General features: G+C 58.4%; 13 protein-coding genes. 1 reads left to right on the forward strand and 12 read right to left on the reverse strand.

Annotation, left to right across the window (positions count from 1 at the left end; translation table 11 throughout):
- Positions 1-9: 9 nt before the first annotated feature.
- The 12 genes from ABFT80_RS09220 to ABFT80_RS09275 all read right to left on the reverse strand — a co-directional run bounded on the left by ABFT80_RS09220 (position 10) and on the right by ABFT80_RS09275 (position 12044).
- A complete protein-coding gene (locus tag ABFT80_RS09220) occupies positions 10-1020 on the reverse strand; it encodes a xanthine dehydrogenase family protein molybdopterin-binding subunit (RefSeq protein WP_347971601.1) in 1011 nt (336 codons plus the stop codon).
- 1 nt (position 1021) lies between these two features.
- Complete coding sequence (locus ABFT80_RS09225) at positions 1022-2389, reverse strand: xanthine dehydrogenase family protein molybdopterin-binding subunit (protein WP_347971602.1); 1368 nt, start codon at positions 2387-2389, stop codon at positions 1022-1024.
- A 12-nt stretch (positions 2390-2401) separates the two neighbouring features.
- Positions 2402-2884: a (2Fe-2S)-binding protein gene (locus ABFT80_RS09230; RefSeq protein WP_347971603.1), complete on the reverse strand. Its 483-nt coding sequence runs from the start codon at positions 2882-2884 to the stop codon at positions 2402-2404.
- Between the two features lie 40 nt (positions 2885-2924).
- On the reverse strand, positions 2925-3719 hold the full coding sequence (locus ABFT80_RS09235) for an FAD binding domain-containing protein (RefSeq protein ID WP_347971604.1): 795 nt from the start codon (positions 3717-3719) through the stop codon (positions 2925-2927).
- A gap of 22 nt (positions 3720-3741) precedes the next feature.
- Positions 3742-4185, reverse strand: coding sequence for an SRPBCC family protein (locus ABFT80_RS09240; protein WP_347971605.1), 444 nt, complete (start codon positions 4183-4185; stop codon positions 3742-3744).
- Between the two features lie 101 nt (positions 4186-4286).
- Positions 4287-5114 carry a helix-turn-helix domain-containing protein gene (locus ABFT80_RS09245; protein ID WP_347971606.1) on the reverse strand — a complete coding sequence of 276 codons (828 nt, stop codon included), beginning with the start codon at positions 5112-5114 and terminating at the stop codon, positions 4287-4289.
- A 125-nt stretch (positions 5115-5239) separates the two neighbouring features.
- A complete protein-coding gene (locus ABFT80_RS09250; RefSeq protein WP_347971607.1) occupies positions 5240-6847 on the reverse strand; it encodes a GMC family oxidoreductase in 1608 nt (535 codons plus the stop codon).
- Between the two features lie 61 nt (positions 6848-6908).
- Positions 6909-7946, reverse strand: coding sequence for an extracellular solute-binding protein (locus tag ABFT80_RS09255; protein ID WP_347971608.1), 1038 nt, complete (start codon positions 7944-7946; stop codon positions 6909-6911).
- Between the two features lie 107 nt (positions 7947-8053).
- The gene (locus tag ABFT80_RS09260; RefSeq protein WP_347971609.1) at positions 8054-8842 is read right to left on the reverse strand and encodes an ABC transporter permease; all 789 of its coding nucleotides are present in this window, start codon (positions 8840-8842) and stop codon (positions 8054-8056) included.
- The gene (locus tag ABFT80_RS09265; protein ID WP_347971610.1) at positions 8839-9738 is read right to left on the reverse strand and encodes an ABC transporter permease; all 900 of its coding nucleotides are present in this window, start codon (positions 9736-9738) and stop codon (positions 8839-8841) included. Before ABFT80_RS09265 ends, ABFT80_RS09260 begins: the two co-directional genes overlap by 4 nt.
- Entirely contained in the window at positions 9735-10823 is a 1089-nt protein-coding gene (locus ABFT80_RS09270; protein WP_347971611.1) for an ABC transporter ATP-binding protein, read from the reverse strand. Before ABFT80_RS09270 ends, ABFT80_RS09265 begins: the two co-directional genes overlap by 4 nt.
- 90 nt (positions 10824-10913) lie before the next feature.
- Positions 10914-12044 (reverse strand): branched-chain amino acid ABC transporter substrate-binding protein, encoded by a 1131-nt coding sequence (locus ABFT80_RS09275; protein WP_347971612.1) that lies wholly within the window; start codon positions 12042-12044, stop codon positions 10914-10916.
- A gap of 195 nt (positions 12045-12239) precedes the next feature.
- On the opposite strand from ABFT80_RS09275, the gene ABFT80_RS09280 reads away from it, so the two are divergent.
- Complete coding sequence (locus ABFT80_RS09280; protein WP_347971613.1) at positions 12240-13157, forward strand: branched-chain amino acid ABC transporter permease; 918 nt, start codon at positions 12240-12242, stop codon at positions 13155-13157.

Here is a 13157-nt window from a genome sequence, read left to right on the forward strand (position 1 = left end):
TGCTTTACGTCAGGCCGTAGCGTTGGATTGCGCTTTAAGCGCGCGCAATATGCGCTCCGGCGTTATCGGCAGGGTGTCGATGCGAACGCCGACGGCGTCGAATACGGCATTTGCGACTGCCGGTATCTGCGGATTGGCGCACATTTCGCCAGGGCCTTTCGCGCCGAACGGCCCGTCTGCCGCCGGGCGTTCCAGCACGATGATCTGCGTCTCTGCGAGGTCACCGGGGCCGGGCATCAGATATTCGTTGAAGTCGCGCCCGCCATGTTCACGGCTCGGATAATAGGGCTCGGTCGTCTCGTAGAGCGCATGGCTGATGCCCATCCACGAACCGCCGACAAGCTGCTGCTCGACCATTTTCGGATTGAGCGCGCGGCCGATCTCGAAGACATTCTTGACCGAGACGACGGTGACTTCGCCCGTCTCGTCATCCACATCCACTTCCGCGACCGAGCATGCATGCGCATAGCAGGTCGAGGGTTTCATCGCGCCCGTTTCCTTTTCAGGATATGAGCGCGGGACGAGGAACATGCCCCGCCCGGAGATCGAACGGCCGCGCTTGAAATGCGCCGACAGCGCCACGTCGAAGATCGAAATCGACTTCTGCGGCGCGCCCTTGACCAGAATATTGCCTTCGCCGTCTGTCTCCAGATCGGAGGCGTTTACCTCCAGTTCTTCGGCGGCGACTTCCAGCATGACCTGCCGCGCTTCCTGTGCGGCCCGGATCACGGCATTGCCTGCCCGGTGCGTGCCGCGCGAGGCGAATGTGCCCATGCAATGCGGGCCGGTGTCGGTGTCCGCCGTATCCACAACAACACGGTCGGTCGGCACGCCGATTGTCTCGGCGCAAATCTGCGCCATGATCTGCTTCATGCCTTGGCCGAGATCGACGCTCGACAGCGTGACCATGAAATTGCCGGTAGGTGTGGAATGCACCAGCGCCTGCGTCGGGTCGCCGCCGAGATTCATACCGGTGGGATAGTTGATTGCGGCAACGCCGCGTCCGCGCTTTATCGCCATCTCAATTCTCCCTCGCATGCGAAGACATAGCGAAAAACTTCTCGTCAATCGGCCAGTTGGAGGCGCGCGAAGCCTCCTGCATGCATTCGATTAAAGCTGCGCCCTCAGTGGGTTGGCGATGCGCCTTCATGTCACCGTCGCGATAGGCATTGATAAAGCGGAACTCCAGTGGGTCCATTCCGATCAATCGCGCCAGCTTGTCCATCTGCACTTCCAGAGCAAAGTCGCCAATGGTCACGCCAAAGCCGCGCATGGCGCTCGACGGCGTGCGGTTCGTGTAGACACAATAAGTGTCTATCGAAACATTCGGAATTGTGTACGGACCAGGATAATGGGCAGCGCCCTTTTGTGCACCATAAGGCGAGTGGCGCGAATAGGCACCCGCATCCGTGTAGCCGGTGACCTGGCGCGCGATGATGCGGCCATCCTTCATCACGCCATCCTTGAGAATGATTTTTTCGGCAGCGCGCGGCGAGGAAATCTGCATTTCTTCTTCCCGGCTATAGATGAAACTCACCGGTTTCCCGGTAAGCTTCGCGCCCAGAATTGCAATCGGCTCGACGATCACATCGACCTTCCCGCCAAACCCGCCGCCGACCGTGCCGCCGACCATATGCAGCTTGTTTCCGGGCATCTGCAGAATGATGGACGTGTTGTCGAGCGTGAAGAACATCGCTTGCGTGTTGGTGTAGCAGGTGAAACGGTCATTGCCTTCCGGGGCCACGATGCAGCCGGTCGTCTCGGTCGGCGCGTGCTCGATAGGGCCGGACGAATAGCTCTGTTCCAGAATGTGATCGGCCTCTGCAAAGCCTTTTTCGACGTCGCCGAAACGCACTTTCCGGCAGGGGCCGCTGTCGTAAAGATAGTAATTGTGGCCGTGATATTCGTTGACCAGCGGCGCATCGGGTTTCAGCGCTTCTTCCATGTCGAAGACAGCCGGGAGAACCTCGTAATCGACCTTCACCTTGGCGGCTGCTTCCTGCGCGGCGCGCTCGCTGTCTGCCAGCACGGCCACCACAGCCTCGCCCTTCCAGCGAACCTTGTCGGATGCGAGAACCGTCTCGTCTTCGGGGCCGACCTGAATAAGAATCAGGATCGTATAGACATTGTGCGGCACGTCTTTCGAGGTCAAAACGCGCGCTACGCCTGGATGCTTTTCAGCCTCGGAAACATCGATGCTCTTGATGCGCGCATGATGATGCGGGCTGCGTACCATCTTCAGATGCAGCATGCCGGGAAATGTCCGGTCGCCGAAAAAGGATGTCTTGCCGGTCACATGGCCCGGCGAATCCGAACGCGGGCGGCCCTGGCCGATTTCGTGAAGATCGTCCTTGCGTTCGTCTGCGAAGTAGCTCTTGCGGAGTTCCATGAATGTCTCTCCTCAAGCCGCGTTTTGCGAGTTGGAACGCGCAGCCATCATCACCGCCTGAATGATCGGCTCATAGCCGGTGCAGCGGCAGATGTTGCCTGCAAGCGCTTCGACCACGTCTTCGCGCGTCGGGTTCGGCGTGTGGTCGAGAAGCGTCTTGGCTGCCATGATCATGCCGGGTGTGCAGAAGCCGCATTGCGTGGCGAAGGTTTCGAGAAAGGCGATCTGCAACGGATGCATCACGCCTTTGTCTGAAAGTCCGGCGGTGGTCTGGATCACGGCGCCATTGCAGGTTTCGGCGAGCGTCAGGCAGGAAAGCCGCAATTCACCATCGATGATGACCGAGCAGGCGCCACAGGCGCCCTGATGACAGCCGCCCTTCGGCGACGTGTCACCCATCTTGTCGCGCAGCGCTTTCAAAAGCGTCGCGCCGCTATCGACGAACTCGGCTTTTTCTTCACCGTTGAGGGTGAACTGGACGGGTACTTTAGCCATTCTTCGTTCTCCTCCGGCTGCCGTCAGGTGGCTGGGAAATTCAGGCCAGAAGCAACCTGCCAAGATGCACGGGCAGGACTTCGCTTCGATACCAGGCGCTCGCAATCGCATCGGTGGGCGGCGACATGCGTTCGCCTGCAATTGCCAACGCCGCGGCGATTCCGTCCTTGGTCAGCGCTTTTCCGATGAGTGCCTTTTCCGCAGCCTTCGCGCGGATCGGACGGTTCGCCATGCAGCCGAGCGCGATGCGTGCATTCGCGACGGTGCCGTTGTCTTCTTCCAGAACGGCGGCGATGCTCAGAACCGAGACGCCCTTGGGCTTGATGCGGGATACTTTGAGGAATCGGAACGAGTCATGCGCAGGCAGGTCGAAACTTACCGCGCTGACGATTGGCCCGCCTTTCTTGTCGCGCTGATCGAGGAACGCCCCGATCTCTTGTGTCTCGCCGCCAACATGGACCATCGCATCGAGTGCCAGCAGCGCCACGGCAAAGTCGCCATAGGGCGAGGGCGCGAACAGATTGCCCCCGACGGTCGCCATGTTGCGCACTGCCGGTCCGCCGATGACCCGTGCGACCTTGGCAAGGAAAGTCAGGTCCGGGTGGCGCACGATCGCTTCCATCGTCACCGATGCGCCGATTTTCACCTGGCCGCCGCTCACTTCGATGATCGAAAGGGAAGGGTCCGTCGAGCGCACCAGAGTCGTCAGGGACAAATCGCCTTCGTTCGCCGCGCGCACGACCAGCGTGCCGCCGCCCATATAGCGCGCGCCTTCCGCCTTCAGAGCCGCTGTCGTGTCTTGAACTGTGTTGCAGGTCTGGAGAACGAGCGGCATCGGCGGCACTCCGTATTGGCGATTATTTCTGCTCTGCGAAATGGCTTTTCAGCGCATTGAAGCCACCCTGAAAAACGTTTTCGCCCATGCCCTTGGCGACGCCATCGGCTTCGCCTTCAGGTGCGTCGAAATCGGCAGACCATTCCGCATAGGTGCGGTTGCCATCGGTTACGCGCCGAAGCTGAAGCACCGCTTTATGGTTGGTGATCGGCTGTGGTGTCTCAATGATGGAATAGCTGACGAGGAATTTTTCGTCCGAAAAATCGAGGAGCTTTTCGCGGATCGTGGCACCGCTGGCGACCGTGAAATTTCGCACGCTGCCTACCTTGTCGGCCGTGCCCCCATCCTCGATACGGCTCTGGATCATGCGCGGATGCCAGCTTGGCAGGCCGTTGAAATCGCGAATACGCGCCCAGACTTTTTCAATCGGCGCGTCGATGACGCTGGATATTGTAACGCTCGCCATTGGTCATCATCTCCAAAACTTCTGCTGACTGGATGCTATGCGAACGCTTCGTCACCCGCTTATCAATGCGTCTCGAAGATTTATCGATAAGTCTGAAATCGCTATGCCGCGAAATGGGCGGCCTCCCGATAGAGCGTTGGCGGCACGCCCACATGGTCGCGGAAGAAGCGTGTGAAATTGCCCTGATTGGTGAAGCCGAGCTTCCAGGCCAGCGAGGTGAGCGGTTCGCGCGACCAACTCAATTGTTTCAGCGCCTCCTGCATGCGCAGCGTGTTCCAGTAGACATTCGGGGTCAGGTTCGTCTGCTGTTTGAAAAGCGCGAAGAAATGCGGACGCGACAAGCCCACGCTGCGCGCCACTTCATCGAAACATATGCGTTCGCAAACCCTTGCCTGCATCAGCTCGATCGCCTTGCGAACGCGGCAATCATACTGGATGTGGCTTGAAAGGCCTCTGGATTTGCGGGTGCGGGAAGCGTCGGCCGCTTCGAGCAATCCGTCGATCAGCCGCTCGACTTCATAGTCGATAATGTCTTCGGCACCGCTGTCGTCGGTCATGCCGTCGAAAATCGCTGCGGCTGTCGCATGAAGCCATTTGTCGATCGGAATGCTGGCACGGCCAAAAAGCGGCTCGCTGTAAGGCCGGTTCCGGCGCGCATTCGCCCATTCGGGATCGATGTAGAAGGCCAGGAAGCGCCCGGTGCGCCCGTCATGCGAAAGAGCATGGCTGTGCGGTTGGAACGAGTTGATCGCGGCGGCCACCCTTGGGCCGGGCGCCACTTTCTCATTGCCGATGGTCATCACACCGCCGGCACCGTCCAGCCAGAGGATGACATGCGCCTCGCGATGGGCATGCGTGACGAAATCTCCCGCCACGTTCAAAACGGAAACATGCCCGAAACTGCCCCTGAAGAGCTTGATCGACGACATCGAATTTCCTCCCAGGACGTCTTTTTATGCGTCCTTTCGTCAATTCTCGCCGTCTGATGCGCCCGCGTCAAGAGAATGAAGCGGGCGCATCGAAATGAGCAAACGAAAGCCGGGGAGGTTTTCGTTTAGCGTGGTGCAGTCAGGATCATTCCGGCGGCGCGCTCGCCGATCATCATGCTAGGTGCATTCGTGTTGCCGCCGATGAGCTTCGGCATGACCGAGGCATCGGCCACACGCAAGCCTTCCACGCCCTTGACCTTCAGCGTTGCCGGATCGACGACGGCCATGTCATCCGTTCCCATCTTGCAGGTTCCGACGGGGTGATAGACTGTCAGTGCTTCCACCCGCAGATAGGCGAGGATTTCGTCGTCGCTGCGAACGTCCTTTCCGGGCAGCATTTCCTTGCCGCGAACGCCGTCGAACTCCGGCGAGGCAAAGATGCTGCGGGCAATCTTGATGCCTTCGACCAGAACGGCAGCATCCCGCTCGTCGGAGAAGAAGCGATGATCGATCAAGACGTCGCGCCGCGCACCATTGGTCGTCAGCTTGATTTCGCCGACGCTTTTCGGCCGCAGAACGCAGGTGTGGATCGCGTAGCCGTGGCCGTATTCGACCAATCTGCCCCGGTGGCTGCGATAGCCTGGAACGAAATGAAACTGGATGTCCGGCAATTCATCTGCGTATTTCGTGCGGGCAAACCCACCAGCCTCGACATAATTGGTCGTCAGCATGCCCTTGCGTTGAGCGAAGTATTGATAGGGCGCCATGAGCATGCGCGGCAGGTTCCCGACCGAAAGCCCAAGCGTCTTTGTACTGGACGAGCGGACGGTGATCATACCGTCGATGTGGTCCTGCAAATTCTTGCCGACACCAGGAAGATCGACGACCGGCTCGATCCCCTGCTGGCGAAGCTCTTGCGCATTGCCAATGCCGGATTCCATCAAAATCTTGGGCGAATTGATCGCGCCTGCCGATAGCACGACCTCGCGATTGACGTTGATCGTCTTTCGCTGACCATTCTGAATGGTGCGGATTCCAGTCACGCGGCCTTCGGAAATGACCAGATCGAGCACTTCGCACTCGGCCAGAACAGTCAGATTCTTGCGGTTGAGCACAGGCCGGATAAAGGCTGTGTAGCTGCTGAAGCGCTGCCCGCGATCCTGCGTGACATTGTAGATGCCGAGGCCGAGCTGGCTTGCTGCATTGAAGTCGTCATTTGCCGGAAGGTCTGCATTCTGGCCTGCCTTCACGAACATTTTCGACAGAATGTTCGGATCGCGCGGCTTATCGACGAGCAATTCGCCTTCCGTGCCGTGATAATGCTGGTTTTGCCCGATCAGATTGCGCTCGAATTTCTTGAAGACCGGGAGAACATCTTCGTAGCCCCAGCCGGCGCAGCCGAGACTTTCCCACTCATCATAGTCGCGGGCGGCACCGCGGATGTAGAGCATCGAGTTGATCGACGTCGAACCGCCGAGCGCCTTACCCCGGTTGACCGGGAGGCTGCGGTTGTTGAGATGCGGTTGCGGCACGCCGACATAGCAATAGTCGTAATTCGGATTGCCATAGAGCGAGAGAATTCCCGCAGGCACTTTCACGCGCGGGCTCGTGTCGCTTCCGCCGCCTTCGATGAGGCAAACGCGCGTGGACGGATTGGCGCTCAGGCGATTGGCAACGACGCAGCCAGCGGAACCGGCGCCAACGACGACGTAATCATAAGTATCAGCCGACATTCACAAAACTTTCGAAGAAGAAGGAAGGGGCCGGAACCCCGAAGATTCCGGCCCGCCGATATTACTGGAGGAGCTGCGTCCAGACTTTCGTCGCGAGTTCCTGTGCCGCAGGCGAACAGGCTTCGCCCATCTTCACGGGAACGGTCGGGAATAATTCCGGCGCGTTTTCCTTCGTGTAGATTGCTTCCTTTTCATCGATCTTCACCGGCGAGGAATGGCCGTAATAATTGTACTGCGCCGTCGCGTTTTCGAGCTGGGTCATGAAGTCGATGAATTTCTTCGCATTTTCGAGGTTCGGTGCACCCTTCGGCACTGCATAAGAATCCAGCCAGCCGACCAGACCTTCCTTCGGCATTGCGTATTCGACATTCGCCTTGTCGTTGCGGCGAACGCGCATCGTGTTGCCGTCCCACCAGAAATGGGCCGCCACTTCGCCGCTGCCGATGCGGTTTTCGATGTTATCGCTGGAATAGGCCGCGACATAAGGCTTCTGCGCAACCAGAAGGTCGAGCACGCGCTTCATTTCCGCCGGGTCTTCGCTGCAATATTTGATGCCGAGATAGTTTTGTGCGGCGGGAATGACTTCGTCCGCCTGTGCGAGGCTGGCGATCTTGCCCTGCAATTCTTCGGATGGTTCGAAGTAGATTTTCCAGCTATCGACCGGACCTTTGTAGACGTCGCGGTTGACGGTGAAACCGGCATTGCCGAACGCCATCGGCACGGAGTAGTTGCCCGTCGGATCCCACCACTGCTTCTGCCATTCGGGCAGAACCTGCTCATAGGCAGGCATGCTGCTGGCGCCGAAATCTTCGAGCAGGCCGCTGTCGGTCATGATCTTCACGAAATGCTGCGACGGCGTGACGATGTCGTAGCCCGCGGACCCGGCCTGAAGCTTGGTCAGCAAATCTTCGTTCGAGGAAAATGCATCGACGGTGACTTTGATGCCGGTTTCTTTCTCGAACTTCGCGACGACTTCAGGTGCGATGGAATCGGCCCAGGCATAAACGGAAAGCTTGCCCTCGGCATGGGCCGAGACGCTGAAAACCAAACTTAGCGCGGTGGCCGCGATCAGTGCTGTGAAACGTGGATTTGTGGACATGGTATTCCCCTTGATCTTTTGTTCTCCCAAGGGTGACGATAGCCAACATCCGCCAGCGATAAATTTGAATTCCCTGATGCGGTGATTAGGTAAAAACTGACTTGGGCCTACTTCTTGCGCTGTACGAGAAAAGCGAGCGTTGCGAGCACCACGGAAGCCAGCATTATCAGCGTCGATATGGCGTTCAACTGCGGCGACACACCCTGCTTTATCAGCGAGAAAATGTAGACGGGCAGGGTGGTTGCGCCTCCCGAATTCAGAAGGTTGCTGGTGATGAAATCGTCCATCGAAATGACGAAGGCCAGCATCGCACCGCTGAAGACGCCGGGCAGGATGAGCGGCAGGGTCACCCGCCGGAATGCCACCCAGCTCGACGCGTAAAGGTCGCGCGCGGCCTCTTCAAGATCGGCATCCATGCCCTGCAATCGCGCCCTTATCGGCAGGAATGCAAAGGGAATGCAGAAGGTCGTATGCGCGATAATCAGCTTCAAAATGCCGTTCGAAAGGCCGATCTGCGAAAACAGGATCAGCGTGGCAACGGCAACGACGATTTCCGGCAAAAGCAGCGGCAGATTGACGATCGTTTCGGAAACGCGGCGGAAGCGGACATCCCTGCCGCGCACGATGACGAGTGCTGCCATCAGCGCGACGATCGTCGCGATCGTGGTGGCGATGGTGGCAACGATCAATGATGTCTTCACTGCCGAAACCAGCGCCGAATTCGACAACGCCGCCGTATACCAATGCAGCGAAAAACCGCCCCAGTTGGAGACGATGCGATTGGCATTGAACGAATAGAACACCACCACCGAAATGGGCAGATAGAGATAGACGAAGAAAAGAATGCTGAAGAGGCCAAAGCCCGGATAACGCCTGACGTCGGAACCGCTGTTCATACCGCAAGCTCCCTCGTTTCACGGCGCACCGCGCGCAGGCCTCTGGCAATCAGAAAGAGCAGAACGGCAGCCATCAGCACGATAGATATGGCAGCACCCAGCGGCCAGTTGCGCGCCGCACCAAACTGAAGCTGGATCAGATTGCCCATCATCATCGTCTTGCCGCCGCCGAGCAGCGTCGGCTCCAGCACCGCGCCCAGGCAAGGAACGAAGACCAGAATGGCACCAGCCAGCATACCCGGCTGGCAAAGAGGCAGGATAACGCGCCGCAGCGTGGTGAGGCGGCTGCCGTAAAGGTCGTGCGATGCCTCGACAAGTGCCGGATCGAGTTTTTCGATGGACGCGAAGATCGGCAGGATCATCAGTGGGATATAGCTGTAGACGAGGCCTATCAGCATAGCCGTGTCGCCGAACAGCATACTGTCTATGTCGTCGACGATGCCCAGCGCGCGCAGCGTCTTTTCAATCACGCCTTCATTGCCGAGAATGATGATCCAAGAATAGACGCGCACGATCATCGAGACCCAGAATGGCAAGGTCACGAGATAGATCAACAGAACTTTCAGCGACGGCTTCTGCAACGAGATGAAATAGGCGACGGGGAAGCTGAGTATCAGGCATATCAGCGTCGTCGCGGCCGCGAGCACGAGCGTCCTGGCGACGACGATCAGATATTGCGGATTGAATTCAAGCTCGCCCGTCCAGCCTTCATTGAACAGGATCTGCTTATAAGGCGCGGTGGTGAAGACATAGTCGAAACCGCCATAAGGACCGCGTGTCGAAAACGATACGAGAATGATGATGCCGACAGGGATGATCAGCGTCAGAAGCATGATCAGATGCGTCGGCAAAAGCCCCAGCACGTTCCAGCCCGGACTCTTGATACGCCGCGTCATGCGCCGAGAATCCTTGCCGATTCAGCCGCGAAGCTAACCTTGATCGGCCGCCCGACTTCGAAAACGCTGCCTCGTGAGACGCTGTTGCGCTTGGAAATGCGCAGCTTTGCGACGCCTGTTTCGACCAGATAATAGGTGTATCCGCCGAGATAATTTGTGCCGACGATGGTTCCCTCGATCGGAACCTGGCCGGATTGCGCGGGAAGGCTGATCTTTTCGGGCCGGATCGACATGGTCGCTTTTTGACCGACGAGCGCCTGCTTTTGCGGCGCGGTGAACTGCATTCCCTGCGGGATAGAAACGGTGGCGTGCTCGCCGTGCACCGAAATGACATCGACGTCGAAGAAATTGGTTTCACCGATAAAGTCGGCGACGAAGCGATTGGACGGTTCCTCGTAGATCGCGGCAGGCGTTCCCAATTGCTGGATTTCGCCATCGCCCAGAACACAGATGCGATCCGACATATCGAGCGCTTCTTCCTGATCGTGGGTGACGAACACGAAGGTAATGCCGGTCTGGCGCTGCAAAGTGCGAAGCTCGTCGCGCATCGCCTGCCGGAGCTTGAGATCGAGCGCCGAAAGCGGCTCGTCCAGCAGAAGCACTTCAGGTTCCGGCGCAAGCGCCCGTGCCAGCGCAATGCGCTGTCGCTGGCCGCCGGACAATTGCTGCGGCTTGCGCGCGGCGAATTTGTCCATATGTACGAGACGCAGCATATCGGCGACGCGCGCTTCGCGGCGATCTTTCGCCCAGCCGAGGTTTTCGAGCCCGAAAGCGATGTTCTGCTCAAGCGTCATATGCGGGAAAAGCGCGTAGCTCTGGAAGACGGTGTTGACTCGCCTTTTATGCGGTGGAAGACGCTGGATATTGGCACCGCGCAGCGAAATCTCGCCGGTCGTCGGCTGCTCGAAGCCTGCGATCATGCGCAGGAGCGTGGTCTTGCCACAGCCGCTCGGTCCGAGCAGCGTGAAGAATTCATTCTCGTAAATTTCGAAAGTGACAGGCTTCAGCGCCTGATAATTGCCGAAGATCTTGGAGACGCCTTTGATCTCCACGGCCTTACCGGGCTTGGTTGAACTGTCAGTCATGGGCGATGCTCCGGCGCGGGACTATTCGGCATCTTGCCAAAAACGATGCCGCGCCACCTGAAAGGCGGCGCGGCACGCGATGTTTTTTGATTACATCTTTTCCCATTTGCCGTCGCGCGCGACGTAGGTGTCGATTTCGACGGGCATTGTGGTTTGGCCGTCTTCATCAAAGGAAACTTCACCGAGGATGCCGTCATGCTTGATCGCGCGGATCGCGGCGCTCAGGGCTTCCTTGTCCTCGATGCCCTTTTCCTTGATGACTTCCAGCAGGATCTGCGCTGCGTCATAGGCATATTTTGCATAGGAGCCGGCAGGTTCGGTATAACCCTTCGCCTCATATGCCTTGTAGAATTCTTCGAGCTTCGGGTTGGTCTGCACCGCCGGTGTACCAACGATCGTGCCTTCGGCTGCAGCGCCCGCAATTTCGAGGAATTTCGGATCGTAGATGCCGGAAATCCCGTACATCGGCAGGGAACTCATGCCGAGATCGGCCATCTGGCTGCGCACGAGTGCTGCCTCGGTGACAACGCCGCCGAAGTAAATTGCGTCCGGACCGGCAGCTTTCGCCGTCGTCAGCATTGCACGGAAATCGGTCGTGCCAACCGCTGCTGCATCGGAAGCGACAATTTCACCGCCAGCTTCCTTGAAGAAATCGCCGAACCATTTCGTGTTGGCCACACCGTAGTCGGTCGTGTCCGAAATGATCGCGATCTTCTTGACCTTGCCTTCCTTGATGATTGCTTCGGCAAGCGGCTTGTTCTCGTTGACGAGCGTCGGTGTGACGCGCGTTACGTTTGGAAAGTTCTGCTCGGTGATCTTCGGGCTGACAGCGCCCCAAACGATGAATGGCATCTGCGAGCGGTTGAAAATTGGAATGGTTGCAAGTGCAACTGGACTGTTCCAGTGTCCAGTCGCCGCGATGACGGCGGGATCATTGACCAGCTTCTGGGCGGCCGATACGCCGACTGCCGGATCGGAAGCATCGTCCAGAACGACGCCTTCTACTTCATGCGGGTAGCCATTGGCGTTTGCTTCTTCGATTGCGAGAAGGAAGCCGTTGCGGGCGCCAAGGCCCTGCTGTGCATTGCCACCGGAGAGCGGTCCGATGAAGCCGAGCTTGATCTGGTCTGCCTGAGCCTGGGCGGCGCCCAGCGCCATGACGAACAGAGATCCGGCAATAATTGATGATACGCGGACAATCGCGCTGCGCCTGTTTTCCATAGTCCCACCTCAAAGGTCTTGTCTTGCCGCCAACGTAGCGGCCCGGCCGATCGTGATCGTCGGCTGATCATCAGCCTATTTCCGAGTATGTGCTCTGGAAATTCGGAAATTGCTATGCGTGACTTCGGAGATTCATTATGTGCGCTCGGAAAACGCACTGATAGTCGTTCCGGCTTCAAATGAGAGATTGATCGGATGGCGGAACTGCTTGTCCAGCAGATGGTGAACTGGATAACTCTTGGCTGCATCTATGCGTTGCTGGCCATCGGATTCAGTCTGATTTTCGGCGTTCTGAACGTCATACATTTTTCGCATGGTGATGTGGCGATGACCGCTCCCTTTATTACTCTGGCGCTTGTTCAGGGTATGATGGCGGTCGTTGGCGCAACTAGTCCGGCATGGCTGCTGCTCGCGGTCGTGCTTTCGGTTCTTGCTGTCGGTGTCATCGGTATTGCGCTCGACAAGATCGTGATCCGGCGTTTTCGCGATGCGCCCGCGATGATGGCGCTGGTCGCGACCGTCGCGCTCGGCATCGTCATTCGCGAGCTGATCCGTCACCTCTATCCACAAGGCTCAAATCCGCATGCATTCCCGCGTCTCGTTTCAGGCATGGCGTTCGAAGTCGCCGGCGTTTCGGTAAGCTGGTTTGCGCTGTTGGTGGTGGGGATCACCGTGGCGCTGGTCACGCTGCTCTTCGTCTTCCTGCGCAAGACTGCACTTGGCCTGCGCATTCGCGCCGCCTCCGAAGACCGTGTCGTCGCACGGATGATGGGCATTCGTGACTCGCGCGTTTTCCGCGCGACCTTCTTTATAGCATCGGCCATCGGCGCGATCGCCGGTATGCTTTTCGCAAGCTATGCAGGCGTTACCCGCTTCGACTTCGGCGTCATGGCAGGCCTTCTCGGCTTTTCCGCAGCGGTTATCGGCGGGCTAGGTTCCATGCCCGGCGCGATCCTCGGCGGCTTGATCATCGCGGGCATCGAAGTATTGGCGCAGACCTTCGTGCCGGACGGCGCGTCTTACAGGCTGGTCTTCGTCTTCCTGCTTGTCATCGCTGTTTTGATCTTCCGCCCAGCCGGCCTGCTCGGCCGCACCGTGATGGAGAAAGTCTGA

The sequence above is a fragment of the Foliimonas ilicis genome (assembly GCF_039939195.1).
GTDB classification, from domain to species: domain Bacteria; phylum Pseudomonadota; class Alphaproteobacteria; order Rhizobiales; family Rhizobiaceae; genus Foliimonas; species Foliimonas ilicis.